Annotated in this window: 12 protein-coding genes; 8 read left to right on the top strand and 4 right to left on the bottom strand. The window is 44.4% G+C overall.

Annotated features, from left to right (window positions below; translation table 11 throughout):
• Position 1 precedes the first annotated feature (1 nt).
• Positions 2–4,159 carry a hybrid sensor histidine kinase/response regulator gene (locus tag AC3E9V_RS23145; RefSeq protein WP_488750545.1) on the bottom strand — a complete coding sequence of 1,386 codons (4,158 nt, stop codon included), beginning with the start codon at positions 4,157–4,159 and terminating at the stop codon, positions 2–4.
• 280 nt (positions 4,160–4,439) lie between these two features.
• Here AC3E9V_RS23145 and AC3E9V_RS23140 point away from each other — a divergent pair, with 280 nt between their 5' ends.
• Positions 4,440–5,651 carry a TCR/Tet family MFS transporter gene (locus tag AC3E9V_RS23140; RefSeq protein WP_488750544.1) on the top strand — a complete coding sequence of 404 codons (1,212 nt, stop codon included), beginning with the start codon at positions 4,440–4,442 and terminating at the stop codon, positions 5,649–5,651.
• Here AC3E9V_RS23140 and AC3E9V_RS23135 read toward each other — a convergent pair.
• The 3 genes from AC3E9V_RS23135 to AC3E9V_RS23125 all read right to left on the bottom strand — a co-directional run bounded on the left by AC3E9V_RS23135 (position 5,621) and on the right by AC3E9V_RS23125 (position 9,863).
• Positions 5,621–6,838 (bottom strand): MFS transporter, encoded by a 1,218-nt coding sequence (locus AC3E9V_RS23135; protein WP_488750543.1) that lies wholly within the window; start codon positions 6,836–6,838, stop codon positions 5,621–5,623. The two genes, AC3E9V_RS23140 and AC3E9V_RS23135, sit on opposite strands and share 31 nt — an antisense overlap.
• An 83-nt stretch (positions 6,839–6,921) precedes the next feature.
• Positions 6,922–9,528 carry an ABC transporter permease gene (locus AC3E9V_RS23130; RefSeq protein ID WP_488750542.1) on the bottom strand — a complete coding sequence of 869 codons (2,607 nt, stop codon included), beginning with the start codon at positions 9,526–9,528 and terminating at the stop codon, positions 6,922–6,924.
• On the bottom strand, positions 9,528–9,863 hold the full coding sequence (locus AC3E9V_RS23125; protein ID WP_488750541.1) for a PadR family transcriptional regulator: 336 nt from the start codon (positions 9,861–9,863) through the stop codon (positions 9,528–9,530). Before AC3E9V_RS23125 ends, AC3E9V_RS23130 begins: the two co-directional genes overlap by 1 nt.
• 209 nt (positions 9,864–10,072) lie before the next feature.
• Here AC3E9V_RS23125 and AC3E9V_RS23120 point away from each other — a divergent pair, with 209 nt between their 5' ends.
• Genes AC3E9V_RS23120 through AC3E9V_RS23090 form a run of 7 tightly spaced genes read left to right on the top strand, consistent with a single transcriptional unit; the run spans position 10,073 to position 21,959 of the window.
• Positions 10,073–10,402, top strand: a complete 330-nt coding sequence (locus AC3E9V_RS23120) for a PadR family transcriptional regulator (protein WP_488750540.1) — start codon at positions 10,073–10,075, stop codon at positions 10,400–10,402.
• A gap of 4 nt (positions 10,403–10,406) precedes the next feature.
• Positions 10,407–10,913 (top strand): nuclear transport factor 2 family protein, encoded by a 507-nt coding sequence (locus AC3E9V_RS23115; RefSeq protein ID WP_488750539.1) that lies wholly within the window; start codon positions 10,407–10,409, stop codon positions 10,911–10,913.
• A gap of 13 nt (positions 10,914–10,926) precedes the next feature.
• On the top strand, positions 10,927–11,550 hold the full coding sequence (locus AC3E9V_RS23110; RefSeq protein ID WP_488750538.1) for a 3-keto-alpha-glucoside-1,2-lyase-like domain-containing protein: 624 nt from the start codon (positions 10,927–10,929) through the stop codon (positions 11,548–11,550).
• Positions 11,550–14,138 carry an ABC transporter permease gene (locus AC3E9V_RS23105; RefSeq protein ID WP_488750537.1) on the top strand — a complete coding sequence of 863 codons (2,589 nt, stop codon included), beginning with the start codon at positions 11,550–11,552 and terminating at the stop codon, positions 14,136–14,138. The genes AC3E9V_RS23110 and AC3E9V_RS23105 overlap by 1 nt, the downstream gene beginning before the upstream one ends.
• Positions 14,135–16,756 carry an ABC transporter permease gene (locus tag AC3E9V_RS23100; protein ID WP_488750536.1) on the top strand — a complete coding sequence of 874 codons (2,622 nt, stop codon included), beginning with the start codon at positions 14,135–14,137 and terminating at the stop codon, positions 16,754–16,756. The genes AC3E9V_RS23105 and AC3E9V_RS23100 overlap by 4 nt, the downstream gene beginning before the upstream one ends.
• Entirely contained in the window at positions 16,753–19,377 is a 2,625-nt protein-coding gene (locus AC3E9V_RS23095; protein WP_488750535.1) for an ABC transporter permease, read from the top strand. The genes AC3E9V_RS23100 and AC3E9V_RS23095 overlap by 4 nt, the downstream gene beginning before the upstream one ends.
• Positions 19,374–21,959 carry an ABC transporter permease gene (locus tag AC3E9V_RS23090; protein ID WP_488750534.1) on the top strand — a complete coding sequence of 862 codons (2,586 nt, stop codon included), beginning with the start codon at positions 19,374–19,376 and terminating at the stop codon, positions 21,957–21,959. Before AC3E9V_RS23095 ends, AC3E9V_RS23090 begins: the two co-directional genes overlap by 4 nt.
• Positions 21,960–22,086 lie beyond the last annotated feature (127 nt).

The raw sequence follows: 22,086 nt of genomic DNA, 5'->3' as shown, positions 1-22,086 counted from the left end.
ATCAGGGTGCAGCTTCGATGGCTACCTCTTTCAGCCATTTGACGATTATGTCTCTTACTCCATCCAACTTGATAGGCTTTGATAAGTAATCATTCATGCCCGACTGCAGGCACTTATCCTTATCACCTTTCATGGCGTAAGCTGTCATAGCAATTATAGGACTTTCCGCATTGGGTCCATTGCTGGATCGCACTTCACGAGTTACCTGATAACCATCTTTAAAGGGCATCTGAACATCCATAAAGATCAGATCGTATTTGTTCTCAGCTAATAATCTACTTGCTTCTTTGCCATCACTGGCTATGGTGAAGCCGATATTCATTTTCTTGAGGAGGTTACGGATGACTATTTGATTGACACGATTGTCTTCGGCAACCAGTACCTGTACCGCTGAGTAAGAGTCGTCGGAAAGATCGTCAGTCTTTTTGTGGCCCTGATCACTGGAAGTACTGATACCATAAATGTTATTAATAAGTCGTGATAAGTCAGTCAGGCGAACTGGTTTTGTCATGGATGCATCTATCCCGAATCTTTGATATTCCCTGGTGTGTATATCAGCAATGGAGCTCAGTAAAATGATCTTTATATTGGAGTAGCCTGGGGTTTCCTTTATTTTCCGAGCCAGTTCCAGTCCATCCATATCAGGCATCTGGTGATCAAGGAGGATCAGCTTGATAGCCTCAGCATTTTCATTTAACATTTCTAAAGCTTCACTGGCCGATCGTGTCACGATGGGTTTTGCTCCCATTGACCCTAATTTTTCACTTAGAAGGAAACAGTTATTCTCATTGTCATCTACGATCATTACCTGCATTCCTTCCAGGTCTACCTTTGAAAGGTAGCTATGCTTGATCAGTTGAGGATTTCGACCTACTTTACAAGGCAGGTGAATGTGAAAAACACTGCCTTCACCGAGCGTACTTTCTGCGTATATTTCACCACCCATAAGCTCCGTGAGCTTTTTAGTGATCGTCAGGCCAAGACCTGTCCCGCCAAATTGCCTGGTAGTAGATCCATCAGCCTGAGAAAAACTTTCGAAAATATGTGATAGTTTGGTTTCCGGGATCCCAATACCGGTATCAGAAATGGAAATATGTAAAGGAAATGATTGTTTTCCTACCTGTTTTGAGCTTGCATTTATTTTGATATATACTTCGCCAGATTCTGTGAATTTCAGGGCATTTCCGATCAGATTGGTCAACATTTGTCTCAATCTCATCGGGTCCGAAATAATGAAAGTGGGGATTTCCGGGCTCAATTCACATAATAATTCCAGGTCTTTATTGATAGCCTGTATGGAGAAGGTGGAGACTACATTTTCTACCAGGTCCACCAGGTTAAACTGAGTGACTTCCAGGTCTAACTTCCCGGCTTCTATTTTGGAATAATCAAGGATGTCATTGATGATATTGAGCAATGACTCTCCGGACTGCATTACAATATTTAAATACTCACGCTGGTTGTCATCCAGGTCAGTTTCAAGTACCAGCTCAGTCATACCGAGCACACCATTCATCGGCGTTCGTATCTCATGACTCATGTTGGCCAGGAACTCGCTCTTCGATTTGTTGGCAGCTATGGCTTCATTTCTTGCTTCTCTTAGCCCCCTGGTCTGTTCCTCCACTTTTCGCTCCAGCTCTTTCCTTATCTTTTTTGCACTGTAAGTTCTCCACTGGAAAACGGCAAGTATCGCACTTGTGAGCAATAAAATGCTCAGAAAACGGAACCAGCCGGTTTTCCAGAAAGGAGGCTCAATGACAATGGTAAGAGGGGCTCCCTCCTCATTCCAGTAGCCGTCACTATTGGAGGCCTTTACTCTGAAGGTGTAAGTGCCGGGATCGAGATTGGTATAGGTGGCGGATCGCGTATTTTTAGCATAGACCCAACCTTTATCAAACCCCTCGAGCATGTAAGCGTATTGATTTTCGTGTGGAGATATATAATCAAGAGCTGCAAACTCTATTGAAAACACAGAATGCCTATAAGAAAGAACGATCTCTTCTGAAACGGTAATGGAGCGGTTCAGGATGGAATCTGCTCCATCGATCTCCAGGGATTTGTTGAATACCTTAAAATCAGTCAGTACTACCGGAGGAATATCGGTATTATCCTGTATGGCTGCCGGATCAAACAGGTTAAATCCATTACCCCCGCCAAAGATCATCTCACCGGATCTCAATTTTAAGAAAGCATGTAGTTTGAACTCCCAACCCTGTAGTCCGTCGCTTCTCGCAAAATTTTTAAATGTTCCCTTTTCCGGGTTAAACCTGCTCAGACCATGACCGGTACTCAGCCACAGGTTTCCTTCTTCATCCTCCAGAATGCCATATATAGCCTCACTCGGCAGACCATCGCTTACATGGTATTGTCTGAAGGTAAAGGTACTTTTGTCCAGCAGGTTGAGTCCACGGGAGGTCCCCACCCACACCCGGTCTTTGCTGTCGGTAAACACGACGTAGATCTTATCATCACTCAGTGACTGGTCGTTTGCAGGATCATGACTGAATCTTTTCTCGACTCGTCTGGTGTCCCTGTTCAGCAGCTTAAGTCCGTCCCATGTGCCTACCCACAGGTTACCATCCTGATCTTCCATCATTGACGACACGTAGTTATCCAGGTCTATTCCCAGATTGACATGCTTAAAAGTTTGAGTGGCAGGATCAAACAGATCCAGACCGATGAGGGTGGCTACCCAGAGATTCCCTCTTTTATCTTCATACAAATACATGACATTGTCCTGGAGCAGGCTTGTGGTGTCATTTTTATGGTGTTTAAACCGGGTATATGTTTCCCGCTCCGGATCAAACCGGTCGAGACCGCCATCCCAGTAGGCAATCCACAGATCTTTTTTGGCATCTTGCAGAACATAGGTTACTACATTGGTGCTAAGGCTTTGCGGATTGGCAGGATCGTGTTTCAGTTGCCTGAACTCCTTTTTTTTCCGATCGAGAATGCTTAAACCGCTTCCATCTGTCCCGACCCATATATTGCCATGCTGATCTTCTACAAAAGAGGTTACATTGTTGTCACTGAGTCCGGTATGGTCGAGCGAGTTGGCATAGAAGTGAGCAAACTTTCTTTTACTGATAAAATTTACCCCTTTATTATGAGTCCCCAGCCACATGTTGCCATTGGTATCCTCGTAGATGGAATTGATGGTATTGAAACTAAGACTGTAGGGGTCCAGATTATTGCTCTTGTAGTTGTAAAACTCATTCTTTTTCGGGTCAAAAATGGACAACCCTTTATTTTGTGTCCCGATCCATAGCCGTCCTTTAGCATCTATTCTCAGGCTCATCAGGTTGTTTCCGGCCAGGCTGTTGGGGTTCCCCGGTTCATGTTTGTATTTCTTTATGATCTGTCTCTGCTCCGGATCATAAAGCACCAGTCCATCTCCCAGTGTGGCGATCCATAGATTGCCTTTCCTATCCTCACGTATCCGCTGAGTGCTATTTAAAGAGATGGTGGGTTTCGGTACCGTTTTTTGACCCTCAGTATAATAGGGCGTATATCGCTGCTCTTCCTTGTCGTAAATAAAAACACCATTTTCCAGGGCGGTCCAGTAAGTACCATGACTATCCAGAAAAAAATAATTGATATTTATCCTCCAGTCCATATGGTCATGCTGTGTAAAAACCTGCTCTCTTTTATCCCACAAAAAAACATGAGGGCCGCTGACTGCCCAGATATCCTGGTTGTTGTCTTCAAAGATTCTACGAACGCTGACGTCACCTACTTTCGGATATCGAATAAACCGATCCCGCTCCCGGTCGTAGCGACAGAGCCCTTCAGTGGTCCCCACCCATAGATTGTTCTCACTGTCTTCAAATAAAGTAACTATATCACTGTTGGGGAGGCTGCTGCTATCCTGCGAATCATGTTTGTATACGGTAATGTTGTACCCATCGTATCTATTGAGCCCGACCGTGGTCCCAAACCACATAAAGCCCTTGTAATCCTGTGTGATAGAAGTAACTGTACCCTGAGAAAGACCATTAAAAGAATCGATATGATCAAACTTCAGGTCCGGTTTTTGGGCGTAAGCGCTATGATTGAATATAGAGCTTGAGATCAGCAGGAGAAAACCTATAGCATGGTCCTTAAACATATTTGCAAAATTCGACTTCAGGGAGATACTATATGAGGGTATTTTACTCATTTTGAAAAATAGGTGTTTTGCCTATTTTCAAATCAGTTTAAAAAAACCATTGTCCAATCCACAAAAGGTTATCCCTGCGGTAAATATTATAAGAAACATCCAGGCCGAGAGTGGCTCTTTTCGGGTAATAGGGAGAACCTTTCCCTCCTCTTAAGTAAGCAGCAAACCAGGAGTTGTAATTATGAAGCTGCTTTGTATTTCACTCAGACTTCAAATGTAGTTAACAGGTATTTTCATAAAAACCGGTATTTTCGTACTCATTTTATAAGAAAGGTTTTTTATGAGAAATCGAAAAGCTGCTTTGGGCTTTATTTTTATAACTGTTCTGGTTGATGTAATTGGGATTGGAATCATTATTCCGGTCATTCCTCAGCTAATTACAGGGCTTACAGGCGGTACGATCAGTGATGCTTCAATCATAGGTGGGTGGTTGATGTTCTCTTATGCCTCCATGCAATTTCTTTTTGCACCTATACTTGGTGGATTGAGTGATCAGTTTGGGCGAAGACCCGTTCTATTATTCTCATTGTTTGGTTTTGGGGTGGACTATCTGCTGGTGGCTTTTGCTCCGACTATTACATGGCTGTTTATAGCTCGTTTTATTGCGGGGATTACCGGGGCCAGTTTCACCACGGCCTCAGCTTACATTGCGGACATTTCTACAGCGGAGGAGCGCTCGAAAAATTTCGGTATGATTGGAGCGGCATTTGGTCTTGGGTTTATTATCGGTCCTATGATTGGAGGTATACTGGGGGAGTACGGCTCCAGAATTCCCTTTTTTGCCTCGGCAGGATTGGTTTTGTTAAACTGGCTCTACGGATACTTTGTATTACCAGAGTCACTGGCAAAAGAAAACAGGAGGTTATTTAGCTGGAAACGAGCTAACCCCTGGGGTACACTGATGCAACTCAGGAAATACCCGATGGTTACCGGGTTGATATTTTCACTAGTACTGGTTTATGTAGCAGCACATGCTACTCAAAGTACCTGGACCTACTTTACTATAGAAAAATTCAAATGGAGTGAGGCTGAGGTTGGCTACTCGCTGGCATTCGTCGGGCTGATGATTGCGCTCGTACAAGGAGTTGCAATCAGACCGATTATCAGCAAGATCGGACAGGCAAAAGGTGTGTATGTAGGGTTGGCTTTCAATACCATTGGGTTTACATTGATTGCCTTAAGCTCTACAGGTTGGATGCTGTATGCCGTGCTAATTCCGTATGCCTTTGGAGGTATAGCAGGTCCATCACTTCAGGGGCTAATGTCCAATAGCGTACCCGCCAATGAACAAGGAGAGCTTCAAGGTGGTCTGACTAGTTTGATGAGTGTGACCTCTATTATTGGCCCACCCTTGATGACTGGAGTGTTTGGGTATTTTACGGATGCTACACGGGATGTATATGTGCCGAGTGCTCCATTTTATCTGGCTGCCTGCCTGGCTTTTATTGCTATGTTAATGTCTTACAGGTTTCTTTCAGGAAGGTCTGTGTGATTAATTACCCACCAGCTTAAACCAATGATCCCAACAATAGCAGAAATCGAGATGATCAATGTTAATTCCGGGGACCTCTCTAAGCCATAACCAATAACGATTGGCCCCAGAGCAGTGGATACCACCATAAAAGTTGTGACCATGCTTTTGATTGCGCCGAGGTTTTTCACTCCATAAAGCTCAGCCCAAATAGCCACACCGGTCAGGGAACCCAGACTGGCAGTCATGCCCAGTAGGATCATATAAACGAGAGCCATCAGTTGATGATCGCCGAGGAGGAGAGAGGTCAAGCCTAAAGCAAGCGGTAACAAGTAGAAAATAAAGACTTTCTTGCCTGAAAAGTGATCAACCAAAGCACCCCCTAAAAAGGACATAACCACTTTGGTAATTCCATAGCCGATGAAGCAGGTGGCCATCCACTCCATACTCCATCCTTTAGCCTCAGCCACCAAGTTTTGGTGGATAAAAATACCTGTGATAAAGAATGGCAAAAACACAAATGCAGGGAGGATTAGGTAGAATTTAGGGTCTTTTAATACCTGGGTTCTGGTGAAATGAACATCAGGAGTCTTTCCGGAATCATCTGCTTCATCCTCTTTTGGGGCCCGGTCATGTCTTTTGATGAGCAGGTTGGTGGCAGGTAGAAAGAGAAGAGCTATTCCGGCAGCCAGGAAGAGCCAGGACTCACGCCATCCGAAGCTTCCGATGATAGTTACTATGATCAGCGGCATGAATGTTTCAGCCCCAGCCAGCCCCATACCTGCAAGAGACAAGGCTTTGCCTCGGTTTTTGTTAAAGAATTTGGCTATGGCGGTGGAACCGATCAGTACCATGCCACCCTGACCAAAGAACCGCAAAAGAAAAAGACCCGGAATCAATATCCAAAGGGCCTGGCTGCTAAACATCACTGCACATGCCAGGATCAAACCTAGTCCCCCTGCCAGGCTTACAGTAGTAAACTTAGCACGATCTACCCAACCACCGACCAATGGTAAGGTAAGTGCACTGCAAATGGTAGCCACTGCGTAGCTATTACTAAAAGCCAGACTACTCAGCTCCAGGTCTTCCAGCATATAAGGCACCGAAACGCTGATCAGGAAGGTCTGCCCAATGCTGGAAAAGAAGTAATGCAAACCTCCATAGGCAAGGTACTCAGGATGCTTTTTAGCAATTCGGACGTAGGACATGGTTGGCGTCTGTTTTGGAAGACGCAAAAGTAAGGAAGAAATAGAAGGGAAGATTCTCCTACTTCGAAATGATATATTTAGTGTTACTCACTCCTTAGTGTCCTGGCTGGGTTGATCCTGGAGATCCTGTATGAATGGCTTAGGGTGGCCAAAAGCGCTACCAGCATAACCCCAATCCCGGCAACACCAAACCACAGCCAGTTCAGGTCGATCTGGTAGGCGTAATTCTCCAGCCAGTTGGATAGCATGAGGTATGCCACAGGGGACACCAGAACCAATGCGATCAGGATGTATAGCGCAAAGGGTTTAAACAGATGCAGTATCAGATTCCGGATACTGGCGCCAAGCACTTTGCGGACACTTATCGCTTTCACTTTTTGTGCGGTGATCAATGAGATCAATCCATATAGCCCAAGACATGCAATAATTATTGTGACGATTGTGAAAAGTCTGAAGAGCCTCGCAAAAGCAATGTCATTTTGATAAAGCTGATTGAGGTGGTCTTCTAAAAAGATCATGTCAAAGGGGAGTTCGGGAAACTGATCGTTCCATTTTGCTTCCAGATCATTAACCAGAGATAACATGTTGCCAGGTGCTACACGCAGGTAGACATCCTCCAGGTAGGTACGGGGATAAACAATGGCCAGTGGCCCGATCTCATGGTGCAGGGAGGTAAAATGGTAATCTGAGACTACCCCCACAATTTTCCCTCTTCGGATATCGCTCACCTGTATATCCTTGCCGATGGCTTCTTCAGGTGAAGGGTAGCCCATGGTGGCAACGGCGGTTTCATTGACGATCACTGCACCTGCGCTATCAGTAGCATAAGTTTTGGAAAACTCACGACCTGCTGCCATTTCGATACCGAGTGTTTCAAAAAAACCATAGTCTACGGCCTCTACAAACATTGGTAGTGACTCTTCCATGTCAGGTGTTTTTACCGGAACACTGCCATTATCACCATCCATGCGTCCACCACCTACAGATACTTTTTCTATACGTGGAACGGAAAGCAGCTGAGTTTTTAGCGTCTGGTATTCTTCGATCAAAGTAGGTCCGGGTACGCGCAAAACAGCCAGGGAGGATTTATCAAAGCCCAGATCTTTCTCCTGTACATACCGGATCTGCTGGTAAATAATAATACTGCCGGAAAGCAAAGCAATGGTGATGATGAACTGAAGGGTGACCAATACTTTTCGGACGCTGAGACCAAAATTTCCGCCAGTCAGGTTTCGGGTTAATGCTGAAACTGCTCTGATCCGTGACATGGTCAGGGATGGATATAGGCCAGCGATAACCCCCACTAAAATGGCAAACGGGATAGCAAAAGGAGCCAGCTGCTTCATGGCAGAGATCCAATCGGGTAAGACCAGGTTGATATTCAGAAAATCCTTTAGAAACGGAATGGTTGGTGATAGCAGCAGTAATGAAACCACCATACTAATCATCGCCAGCAGAACAGACTCCAAAACAAACTGTGAAAGGATCGTTAGTCGGCTGGCCCCCATCGCTTTTCTTACCCCTACTTCTTTGGTTCGTGAAAGAGAACGAGCTACAGATAAATTGGTGTAATTAAATATGATCAGCGAGAGTAACAAAATCCCTGCAAGGCCGAAAGCATAAATATTCGTCAGGTTGCCGGAAGCTACAATGTCATTTTTGACATCTCCGAGGTAGATATCTTCCAAAGGTTGTAACCGAAAGCGAAAGGCGTCCCACCGATCTTCAGGCCAGTGTGTTTTAATAAAGTCAATCAATTGACTTTCCATTTTAACCGGATCAGTGCCCTCTTCCAGCAAAATATACGTATGAAAAGAGATCCATCCCCAGTCGTTGAGCGTGACCGGATAGCCGAAAGGCACCTCAAAGGCATGAAAGGGGATCACAAAGTCAAAATCAAAATGGGTGTTAGAAGGAATGGGCTCAAACACCCCGCTCACTGCATAGGACTCTTCACCAATTTCCAGCCGCTTTCCTAAAGCCGATTCTTCACCAAAGTATTTCCTGGCTGTTTCACTGGTAAGCACCACATTATTCGTTTCCTTAAGTGCAGTTTGTTCGCTTCCTTCCTGAAGCGGATAGTCAAACACCGAAAACAAAGTGCTGTCCATATAGAAGATCCGATCTTCATAGAAATGATTGTTTTTATAGCTGACCGGTTGGGCAGGTGTATAGCGGAAGCGTACGAAGTTTTCTATTTCCGGATAGGCTTTTTTCAAAGCCGGACCAACTGGTGGACCGACAGTTGTAAGGTGTCTGGTGCTCTTCGCTGATATGCTTTCATCATGTGTAACCCGATAGATGCGATCTGACTTTGAATGCCACTGATCATAGGTAAGTTCTCTGGAAAGCACCAGGAAGATGACCATGGTCAATATAAACCCTATGGTTAGACCAACACCATTGAGTGCCAGGCTGGCTTTATCTTTTTTCAGGTTTCTCCAGGCGGATATTAATGTACTTGTCAAAAACATATTCAGGGGGATTAGGGATTTCGGAAGCTTCCAGGTGTAGCTGTAGCGCAAAAAAAGGAATGTAGTTTTTACCAGGTGTAAGTTTGTTCTAAAGCGGCCGTGGGCATGTGCATAATCCACCATTTCTTCCTGTAAGTCACCGGATATTTCTTCACGGACCTGCTCTTTGAAGAGGAGCCTTAGCAACAAGGTGACCGATTTGGGGAGCTCTTCCATTAGTTGTGCAATTGGAATATGGCCTCTGGGATCTCAGCCCAGAATTTTTCACGAAGCTCTTTAGCCTCCTGTAGTTTCTTAAGCCCAAGAGCTGTAATCGTAAACATTTTCTTTCGTTTGCCACCCCGTACGGAGGTGGCTTCACCAAAAGCACTTTTCACCAGGCCTTTTTCTTCCAGTCGGTTTAATGCCCCATGGGCAGTACTTAGATTGATCTTTCTGTTGGCGGTCAGGTTGATCTGGTTTTTTACCGAAACACCATAGGCGTCCGGATAGGTTGTGCACACTGCCAGGAGTACCAGTTCTTCAAATTCACCAAGTTGGGTTCCTTTCATGAAAATAATATACGTATATGTCGATATTATGTTTTCTTTTCTGAAAATGTCTGTTTTCCCTTCATGTTTTTTGATTGGTTTCTGCGAATTTTCTTCCGGAAAGCATATCTCACATCGATTTTTACATACATGAGGATATTTCCTACTAAATAGTAGAACAAATAAAAATATTCTTCGTACATTAGTTCTACAATCTAGTAACATAGTACATGAGAGAAACACGTTTAGGTGAATTTGAAGAAGTGATCTTGTTGCTCGTGGGCATACTTGGAGAAGAAGCTTACGCATTTAAGGTCGCCGAGGAATTTAAAGATCAGTCGGGGCGCACCGTTTCGATTGGGGCCGTTCATTCCACCCTGGACCGCCTGAAGGATAAGGGATTTCTGACTTCAGAGATGGGCAAGCCCACTGCTGAGCGCGGCGGGAGAAGAAAGCGGATCTATACCACTACTGCTGCTGGTCAGCGAGCGCTACAGGATTCGAGGGATTTCAGAGTTTCACTTTGGAATCAGTATCCGGAATTTGGAATCATTAAATAAGAGGATGAATAAGATTAAACGCATATATCTGCTGTCGGCTGTCCTTATCATGCTGGCTTTTTCACTCAGGGCTCAATTACCTGAAACTGATTCGCTTTTTTTGAGTCTACAGGAAAAAGACAGTCTGCTTTTTGATGTAGGGTTTAACACTTGTGATGTCAATCAATTTGAAGTGTTGGTCCACGAAGATTTTGAATTCTATCACGATCAGTCGGGAATTACTCCTTCTAAAGAAGCTTTTATGAAAAATACGGAGGAAGGTCTCTGCAATCTTGATTATCAACCTATCCGTAAGCTCGAGGCTGGTAGTCTGGAAGTATTTTTATTGAAAAATGACGGGGCGGTTTATGGAGCTATCCAGAAAGGAATTCATCATTTCTATGCACAATATTCAGGCGAACCATTGCAGCATACCTCCAGTGCACGGTTCACATACATTTGGAAAAAGGAGGGAGAGGATTGGAAGCTTTTTCGGGTTCTCAGCTATGACCATCAGCCCGGTTCAAACTAAGTAAAACCACATCATGAAAACACTTAAACATTTACTATCTGTCATTTCTCTTTTATTATACGGAATAGCGATTAGCCAAAACCTGGCAGAACCTACTGCCGAATACTGGACAGCATTCAATAGGGAAGTGTCTTTTAATGGAGATGAAATTTATCTCAATGCACAGGAAAATGACGGTTTGCTTTGGCTCAATAATACCAATTTCAAAAGTGGTACTGTAGAGCTGGACATTAAAGGGAAAGACGTACGCGGCCAGAGCTTCGTAGGTATTGCTTTCCACGGTAAAGACAATGAGACTTTCGATGCTGTGTACTTTCGCCCATTCAATTTTCAAAGTGAACAGCGAAAGACTCATTCGGTACAGTACATCGCAATGCCTGCATACGATTGGTCAGCACTGCGAAATGAATTTCCCGGCAAGTACGAAAGTACGGTTTCTCCTGTTCCGGATCCTAACGGATGGTTTCATGCTAAAATCGTCATTGATTTCCCTTCGGTTAAGGTTTTTGTAAATGATTCAAAGGAGCCATCTCTTGAGGTGGAACAGATCAGTGACCGTGGTGCAGGACAGCTTGGGTTGTGGGTGGGGAATGGCTCTGATGGCACTTTTAAGAACATCAAGATCACTAAAAAATAGTGGCTGCCAGAAAGCACATACCACCGCGCCTGGCCACCCGGCTGCTCACCTGGCTCATCCGTGATGATCTGGCTGAAGAAGTACTGGGCGATCTGGAAGAGAAGTTTTATGTGGTTGCAGAAGAGAAATCAATGTTTCGTGCTCGACTCAATTACTGGTATCAGGTGATCAATTATCTGAGGCCATTTGCAGTACAAAGGTCTAAATACTCAAAATCTAACAGTATGCTACGCCACAATCTTAAGTTATCGTTCAGGTCATTTAGAAAGCAGAAAACTCAGTTTTTGATTAATTTGATTGGCCTTTCGACCGGTATTGCTTGTGTGCTCTTTATTTACTTATGGGTTAAGGAGGAACTTAGCATAGATAAGTTCCACCAAAACGATAATAGGATCTATCAGGTAATGACCAACCATGAGGATGGTGGAGAGATCACCACCCAGATCATTACACCCGGGTTGTTAGCAGAGGCAATAGAGTCTAAAGTCCCTGAAGCGGAGAGTGTAGCAGCCTGGACTGTTTTTAATAGTGGTGATCTTTCTGTAAAGGACAATTACCAAAATGCAAAAGGTTTATTTGCTGAGCCTGAGTTCCTAGAGATCTTTTCTTACCCTTTGATTCATGGCGATCAAAATACAGCACTCTCTGATAAGTCAGGAATTGTAATCTCCGAATCTTTAGCCCAGAGGCTTTTTGAAAGTGATGATCCCGTAGGCAGGTCCTTAAAGTGGCATGGGAAAGGTCTTTCAAAAATCCTGACCGTTACAGGAATAATCGCAGATGTACCTGGATCATCTAGTGTGGAATTTGACTACTTGATGTCGTGGGATTACTTTCATGATGATCTAACAGATAGTAAAAGTTGGAGTAATTATTACGCGCTTACAACAGTGCTGCTTAATAAAGAGTCGACTATCAGTCAATCAGCCATCCTGGAGGTTGGCAATAAAATAAATAAAGTATTCAAAGAAAATAATGATGATCAGGTGCAGGTAATGCTGGCCAAATATTCAGACCTGTATCTGTATGATCATTTTGAAGGAGGTAAGCAAGCTGGAGGCACTATTGAATATGTCTATTTATTGTTGATTATAGGTGCTTTTATTCTTTTTATTGCCAGTGTAAACTTCATAAACCTGTCTACAGCAAGAGCCACATGCAGGATGCTTGAAATCGGTGTTAAAAAGACTCTTGGTGCTTCCCGTAAGTCACTTATCTGGCAATATTTAACAGAATCAACTTTGCTAAGCTTTCTTTCCTTCCTGGCAGCCCTGATGCTTGTGTGGGTCTTTCAGCCGTATTTTAATCATATCATTGATAAAACGATCTCTGACATTTGGGATTGGAACCTGATTCTGGTAGCAATTTGCATTGTTTTACTTGTTGGTTTTGTAGCGGGAAGCTACCCTGCTTTTTATTTATCCGGATTTAAAATATTAAACATTTTTAGAGGGAACCGAAGTTCTGGAGGCCATGCTGCCTGGGGACGTAAAACTCTGGTATTTATACAATTCACCCTGGCCATTATTCTGATAGCTGGTGTTTCTGTGGTTTACAAGCAGATGAATTATATCAACACAAAAAACCTTGGATATAAACGGGACAACCTGATCTATCTTGAGTTGGATGGAAACATCAAGGAGAAGCACGAGTCCTTTCTAACGGAAATCAGAAATATTCCTGGGGTCTCGCATGCTTCTGTCACCTCTTTTGCGGCAGGCTCTTACAACTGGACAGCAGCCATAAACTGGGAAGGCAAACCCCCAGATTTGAGGGTTCAATTCCATCAGGTTTGGGTAGGTACGGACGCGCTGGAGATGCTTGACTTTAGGCTTAAAAAAGGTCGTTTTTTCTCAAGAGATTTTGAAGATCGAAACAGCATAATTATTAATGAAACGGCCGCAAAGGTGATGGGACTTGAAGATCCGGTTGGTAAAACCATCCGGCATTGGACTGGAGAAAAGCGGATAGTTGGGGTGGTGAAGGACTTTAATTACAAGTCTTTACATGCACCGGTAGGCCCGGCAGTTATTTTGAATCAGCCGGAGTATACCCGAAATATAATGGCCAAAATAGAAAAAGGGAAAGAGATTGAAACCCTGCAAAAAGTGGAAAAAATCTATAATGAGTTCAATCCTGGATATGCATTCGAAACTAAGTTTGTGGATCAAGATTACCAGGCCTTATATGATTCAGAAAGGCGGATTTCTATCCTCATAGGTTTCTTTGCTGCCTTTGCGATTTTCATTTCTTGCCTTGGACTTTTTGGATTGGCTACATTCACTACCGAAAGGAGAACCAAAGAGATCGGCATTCGAAAAGTATTGGGAGCCAGAGTTTTTGGTATTGTACTTCTGCTTTCTAAAGATTTGACAAAGGTCATAACCCTAGCTGCGATTGTAGCTCTTCCATTTAGCTATGTGATGGCATCCAGATGGTTGGATAATTTTGCATATAGTATATCTCTACATTGGTCAATTTTTCTTATCGCTGGACTACTGGCATTATTTATAGCCTGGATTACCATGGGGTTACAGACCTTTCGTTCGGCAAATAAAAATCCGGTTAATTCTCTTCGGGTTGAATGAGTTCAAATAGTCCCATACCACCCAAACTCCCCGCCCGTCTGCTCACCTGGCTCATCCGAGATGACCTGGCAGAAGAAGTGCTGGGCGACCTGGAGGAGAAGTTTTTCGCTGTAGCGGAAAAGAGGTCACTATTCCGGGCAAAGCTCAACTACTGGTACCAGGTGGTGAATTACCTGAGGCCATTTGCGGTAAGAAAAACAAAGGTTAGACACTCAACTCAAATTGCTATGTACAAAAACTATTTCAAAATAGCTTTTAGGAATTTAAAAAGAAGGAAAGGCTATTCTTTATTGAATATCGGTGGACTTTCAATTGGCATGACCGTAGCTATGCTGATCGGTCTCTGGGTATATGACGAATTAACTTTCAATACCTACCATGAAAGCTATAAGCAAATCGGTCAGGTCATGCAGCATAAGGCCAGAGATGGTGGTAAGGTCACCAGGCAAATCATGCCTTTTCCGCTGGGAGAAGAACTCAGGAGAGCGTATGGAGAAGATTTCAAACACGTGGTGATGAGCTCCTGGCTTGGTCCGCATGTGCTTAGCTCTGATCAGAAAAAGATCTTTAAATCCGGTGCTTTTATGGAACCATCAGCTCCGGAAATGCTGTCGTTAAAGATGCTTCAGGGACAAAGAGAAGGACTGAATAGTCAAAATGCAATATTGTTATCTTCATCTACAGCCGAAGCGATTTTTTCAGAGAAAGAGGTGGTTGGTAAACAAATCAAAATAGACAATGAGTTGAATGTAATTGTTGCCGGGGTTTATGAAGACCTGCCACGAAATACGACCTTTCATGACTTGGAATGGATAGCCCCCTGGCAGCTTTCTGTATCTGCGTATCCATGGGTAAGTGCTTCCCGGAATATTTGGGATAGTAACTCCTACCAGATTTTTGCACAGATAGCGGATCATACTACATTCGAAGAGGTCAACCAAAAAATCAAACCGACCATTCACGATCATCTGGAGGAACATCAGCGATCGGGCAACGAAGTATTTCTTCACCGGATGCAAGATTGGCACCTTCGGGATAGCTGGGTGAATGGAGTGCAATCGGGTGGTAATATTCAGTATGTATGGCTTTTTAGTTGTATCGGAGTCTTTGTGCTAGTGCTGGCCTGCATCAATTTCATGAACCTGAGTACAGCCCAGTCTGTGCGACGCTCCCGTGAAGTGGGGATACGTAAGGCAATGGGCTCATTCAGAGGCCAGCTGGTAGCCCAGTTTCTCAGTGAGTCATTGGTAATGGTGGCTATTTCATTCGTTGTCTCTATCGGCCTCTTATTACTAACTGCCCCATATTTCAATTTGGTAGCTGGAAAAAACCTTCACCTTCCTTTCGGACAACCTCTATTTTGGACGGCTTGCTTGCTGTTTATGCTTGTGACCAGCTTGCTGGCGGGAAGCTACCCTGCCTTTTACCTCTCGGCCTTTCGGGCTACCAAGGCCCTGAAAGGAGCCATAGGTGTGAACGGAAATTCCGTATTGCTACGCAAAGGGCTAGTGGTAGTTCAGTTTGTGGTGTCGGTATCGCTGATCATTGGTACGTTTTTCATACACGAACAGATAGCGTATACCCAGAGCAGACCTACAGGATATAAAGCGCAAGATTTGATCATGGTCGAAATTGTATCTAAAGATTATGACGGTAAATATGATCTTTTCAAAAACGAGCTTGAAAGCCGTGGGTTGATCCAGGCAATGACCGAATCCTCCAGCTCCATGACAGAGGTAAACAATTCAGCAGGAGGGTTTCACTGGGAAGGCAGGGATCCTAACTTTCATCCGCATTTGGTTACTGTGTGGGTCACACATGATTTTGGAAAAACAGTAGGCTGGGAAGTTGTAAAAGGACGTGATTTTGACCGGAATTTAACATCTGATTCCAGTGCGTTCGTCATTAATGAGACGGCTGCAAATTATCTGGGTATTGAAGATCCGATAGGCACGGTGATCCGGTTTGGTAATAAGCGATATGAAATCATAGGTATAGTAAAAGACATTGTGAGAGAGTCGCCGTTTGAAGAGGTAAAGCCAGCGGTTTATCTGATCAATTCTGCAACACACACAAACACAAATTGGATCACACTAAAACTTAACCATACACGCGCTACACCAGAATTGCTGGCGGGGATTGAAGAAGTATTCACAGATATCGCTCCTGATGTACCTTTTGATTTCCAGTTTGTTGATCATGAATATGCACAGAAGTTTAATGTGGAAAAGCGAATTGGTAGTCTGGCAACCGTATTTGCAGGTTTGGCCATTTTGATAAGCTGTCTGGGGTTATTTGGTTTGGCGTCTTATATAGCTGAGCAGCGCACAAAAGAGATTGGGATTCGCAAAGTACTTGGGGCCACAGTACTGAACTTATGGCATTTGCTTTCAAAAGAGTTTATTCTCCTGGTGATAATAGCCGGAGTAATTGCTGCTCCTGTGGCTTACTACTTTTTGAATGATTGGTTAACCCATTATCAATATCGAATAAATCTTGATCTGGTGTATTTTGCCCTGGCTATAGCGGGTGCTTTACTTATCACTATTGCTACAGTGAGTATCCAGGCGATCAAAGCAGCTTTAGCTAATCCAGTAAACAGCCTAAGATCTGAATGAAAAAAATTGAAAAACACAACCCCCCCCGCCTGGCCACCCGCCTGCTCACCTGGCTCATCCGAGATGACCTGGCAGAAGAAGTGCTGGGCGACCTGGAGGAGAAGTATTTCGCTGTAGCGGAAAAGAAATCTCCGCTCCGGGCTAAGCTAAATTACTGGTATCAGGTGCTGAATTACCTGCGGCCGTTTGCATTAAGTAAAAAACTTGTACAAACAAACAGCATAGTCATGGTCAGAAACTTTTTTAAGATAGGTTATAGAAACCTCATCCGGCACAAGAGCTTTTCAGCTATCAACATCTCGGGACTGGCACTTGGTATGACCTGTTTCCTGTTTATTTTTTTGTGGGTGAGCGATGAGATGAGGACTGATAGTTTTCATAGCAAAGGCCCCAACCTTTACAATTTTTACCAGAGTATTCATAATCACGGGCAGATTTTTGGGACATACTCTACCCCCATGCGTTATGATGAAAACGGACAGTATTTTCCATTAGAAGACTTGCCAGAGGTAATGCCCGAAGTGAAAAGCCTTACCTATTATGCAACTGGTTATGAATTGCCTTGGGGCTACCCTAAGACTTTTCGTGTGGGTGATCAGATCCACAAGCTTAAAGGATCACGGGCCAGTGAGGGTTTCTTCAAGATGTTTGACTTTCCCATCCTGGCTGGAGACATGGAAACTCCGCTTGCTGATTTTAGCAGCATTGCTATTTCACGGAAGATGTGTCAACTGTTTTTTGATGATCCGGGTGAGGCTATAGGCGAGCAGATCAGGTATGAAAACAGGTTTGATTTTGTAATTACGGCTGTTTTTGAGGATGTTCCAAGGGAAAGTTCGTTGCAGTTTGATTATATCATCAACTGGAAATCCCAGATGAAGCGACTGGAATGGTCCTCGGAAATAGTGCTCACTACCATCGAACTGGATAATCATGCAGACCCTGAAGTGGTAGGGAAAAAAATAAATGACCTCCTGCAATCTCGATTGGACGAAAGTGAGCCTTTTGAGAACAAGATCGGAATTATTCCTTTTAACAAGCGCTATCTGTTCTCGTCTTTTACTGATGAAAAACCGACGGGTGGCCGGGTTGAGTATGTGCGGATCTTTAGCGTCATAGGATTTTTTATTCTGTTAATGGCATGTATCAACTTTATGAATTTGTCAACCGCCAGGTCTATCAAAAGAGCTAAGGAAGTAGCCATGCGTAAGATGGTTGGGTCGGGAAGGGGCTACCTGATCGGTCAGTTTTTGTGTGAATCTGTGCTGATTGCTTTTATTGCCTGTTTTACAGCCTTTGTTGCAGTCATTGTATTGATGCCAGTGTTTAATAGCTCTCTGAATAAGAATATTGATATTCCATTTGCAGATATTTCATTTTGGGGTCTCTTCTTTGGATTGACAATTTTCACAGGACTATTTGCTGGCAGTTATCCGGCTTTTTTTCTTTCTTCTTTGAAACCGATCAAAACCCTGAAGGGAGTGGTACGCATCTCAGGAGGGGTCGTTTGGTTCCGCAAAGGACTTGTGGTGTTTCAGTTTGGCGTTTCCATTCTTTTGCTTGTATCTACGATCATTATTTCCGAACAGACTGATTATGTCCGCACTAAAAATCTTGGCTATGATCGTGAAAATTTGTTGTCTTTCCGGGTAGAGGGTAATCTCAATGAGAAATATGATGTTTTCAGGAATAAACTCACCCAAATGCCGGGTATCGATGGTGTGGATAGGAGCAGTGAGGCTCCACATTCTATGGGTTTTCTGGTTGCAAGGGATATTAATTGGGAGGGTAAGGATCATGATGTGATTTTTAAGCCAAGCTCAGTGGGGTTTGATTTTCTGGAACTGATGGGTCTGGAGGTGGTGGAGGGGCGTGGTTTTTCGAGAGATCATCCGACGGACACCAGCGCTTTCATGGTCAATGAAATTGCAGTTAAGCAGATGGGTATAGAAAACCCAATCGGTAAATGGATCTCAGCCTGGGACAAAAAGGGACATATCATTGGGGTTTTAAAAGATTACCATACCGGTTCGCTGCATGAACCCATCAAGCCTGTTATTCTGGATGTAAAAGAGGATCTATACTTTGGGGTGATCGTGGTGAAAACCAAGCCAGGCCAGACCCGGGGAGCTATAGCTAGTCTGGAGAAAGTTTATGGTGAAATTAATCCGGATTTCCCATTAAATTTTCAATTTATGGATGTGGAATATGGCAAGATGTACCAAAATGAAGTGGTCATGGCCAAACTTTCCAACATATCTTCGATTTTGGCAATCATTATTTCTTGTTTGGGCTTATTGGGTCTGGCCATGTTTACCGCTGAAAATCGAACCAAAGAGATTGGTATCCGGAAAGTACTGGGTGCTTCTGTTAGCCAAATTGTTGCGCTATTTTCAAAGGATTTCCTCCGGCTTGTAGGAATATCATTTCTTATCACTATTCCTCTTTCCTGGTATTTGATGACGCGATGGCTGGAAGGTTTTGCCTATCACGTTGACCTTTCCCTGTGGGTGTTTGTCTTGTCAGGACTGGTAGCTTTCGGAGTGGCCTTTGGCACAATCAGTTTTCAGTCGGTAAAAATTGCGTTGGCTAACCCCACCAAATCCCTCAGATCAGAATGAAACCTCCGAGGAACATACCGCCCCGCCTGGCCACCCGCCTGCTCTCCTGGCTCCTCCGCGAAGACCTGGCCGAGGAAGTGCTCGGTGATCTGGAAGAGAAGTTTTTCGCTGTAGCGGAAAGGAAGTCGCTCTTCAGGGCAAAGCTTAATTACTGGTACCAGGTAGTGAATTACCTGCGGCCGTTTGCGATACGCAAATCACAATCAAAACATTTAAATCAAGTTGCTATGTTTCAACACAACCTCAAACTCACCTTCAGAAATTTCAGAAAACATAAAAGTCAGTTTCTGATCAACCTGACGGGCCTTTCTACCGGGTTAGCCTGCGTACTGTTTATCTACCTCTGGGTAGCTGATGAAAGGAGCATGGACGCCTATCATGAAACCGATCAACGGCTCTATCAGATCATGTCAAACCACAACGACGCCAGCGGGATCAATACCTGGAAAGGTGTACCCGGATTGCTGCTCGAGGAGATCCAGGCTACCGTTCCGGAGGTAGAGACCACTGTGGCGATGACCGATCCCCATGAGTACACGCTGTCTGCGGGGGAGTCTTATTTCAAAGCAGATGGGAAGTTTGCCAGCCGGGATTTTTTTGATGTTTTTACCTACCCTTTAGTGGAAGGAAGTGAGGAGAGTGCCCTAACGGATAAATCTGGTATAGTCATCACCCGATCATTGGCGCTACGGCTCTTTAAAAGCACCGATGTGGTTGGGGAACAGCTTGTCTGGCATTTTTGGGGAAAGACAAAGACCGTGCAGGTATCGGCGGTGCTGGCGGATATCCCGCAAAACACTTCTGAAAAGTTTGATTTTCTGATGTCCTGGGAGTATTACCATGATGACCTGATCGATTACAAAAACTGGGGCAACTATTATGGACGGATAGCAGTGGTTTTGAAGCACGGAGCTGACAAAAAAGTAGCTGAGGCAAAAATAGACGCCATCCTGAAAGAGAAACAGGAGAGTGACCGGGTGAACCTCTTCCTTGCCGGATTTTCCGACCGGTATCTTTACAGCAAGTACGAGAATGGTGTACAGGCCGGAGGCCGTATAGAGTATGTAAATCTCTTTTCGGCCATAGCGCTGTTTATCCTCTTTATTGCCTGCATCAATTTCATCAATCTCTCCACAGCAAAAGCTTCTCACCGGACCAAAGAGATCGGGGTGAAGAAGACCATGGGAGCTTCCCGCCGGTCACTCATCGGGCAGTTTTTCACAGAGTCGCTGCTGTTGAGCGTCATTTCCTTGATGATAGCAGTGGCCATTGTCTGGTTGCTCCTTCCGCAATTCAACTTTATCACGCAGAAGCAACTCTCCCTGCAGCCGGACGGTGCTCTTATGGTGGCAGCTGTTCTTCTGGTGCTTGTGGTGGGACTCCTGGCGGGCAGCTATCCGGCACTATACCTCTCGGGTCTCCGGTCTATTGAGATCTTGAAAGGAAAGCTTACAAAAAAAGCGGGTGAGCATCTGGGCCGGAGAGCTCTTGTGGTGGTACAGTTTACCCTATCCATCATCCTGATCGTATCAGTTGTAGTGGTGTATCAGCAGATGGAATTTGTAAAAAACAAAAATCTGGGCTATGATCGGGACAACCTCCTCTACTTTGAAAGAGAAGGAAAACTTATTGACAACTCGGATGCTTTCATTGCAGAGCTGAAAAATATCCCCGGCATATCCAATGCCGCTTTGTCAGGCTTTATGGTCGGAGGAGGAAACTCCACGGGTGGCGTGAGTTGGGAAGGCAAAACAGAGAAAGATCAGATCCAGTTTTGGGAGATCCGGTCGGGCTATAGGCTGGTGGAGATCATGGGAATGGAAGTGGTGCAAGGCAGAGCTTTCTCTGCTGAATTTGGTGCAGATTCTTCTGCAGTGATCTTCAACGAAACAGCCATAGCCGCCATGGGGATGGAAGACCCGATTGGCAAGACCATCAACCATTACTCAGGGGAAAAGAGGATTGTTGGTGTGGTGAAAGATTTCAACCTCGTTTCCCTTCACAAAAAAGTAGAGCCCACCATCTTTCTGTATGCACCAAAGCAAACCCATTTCATCATGGCCAAACTCCAAAAGGGTAGCGAGGTGATCACCATGGAAAAGATCGGATCATTGTACGAGTCCTTCAATCCGGGCTATGTGTTTAAGCCGCAGTTTGTAGACCAGGACTACCAGGCGCTGTATGCTTCGGAAGAGCGGGTGTCCATCCTTTCCCGGTATTTTGCCGGACTGGCCATATTGATTTCCTGTCTTGGCTTGTTTGGGCTTGCATCCTTTACCGCTGAGCGAAGGACGAAGGAGATCGGCATACGGAAAATTCTGGGTTCAGGTGTACTGGGGATTGTCTTTATGCTGTCAAAGGATTTCACGAAGATGGTTGTGATCTCTATTCTCATTGCAGTACCGGTCGCTTATTTCATTGCTGCCAGATGGTTGGAGGATTTTGCGTATACGATTGATCTGGAGTGGTGGTTCTTCTTTGGGAGTGCAGTTGTGGCTCTGATGATCTCCTGGCTGACCGTAGGATTTCAGACATTTCGGGCTGCCGCCATTAACCCTGTGGAGTGTTTGCGGGATGAGTGATTTTACAAAAACAAAACGATAGCGAGTTGATAAAGTTTGCTGTGGGAGTAAGCCTGAAAAGTTGTAAAAGGAGTCGTGGAGGTTAGAGAGTTGTATACTCCAAGGGTGAGAGGATTTTTATTTTATG

The sequence above is a fragment of the Marinoscillum sp. HNIBRBA16962 genome, from assembly GCF_057801515.1.
Note: the sequence above shows the minus strand (reverse complement) of the source record. Positions and strands in the feature narration are given on the sequence as shown.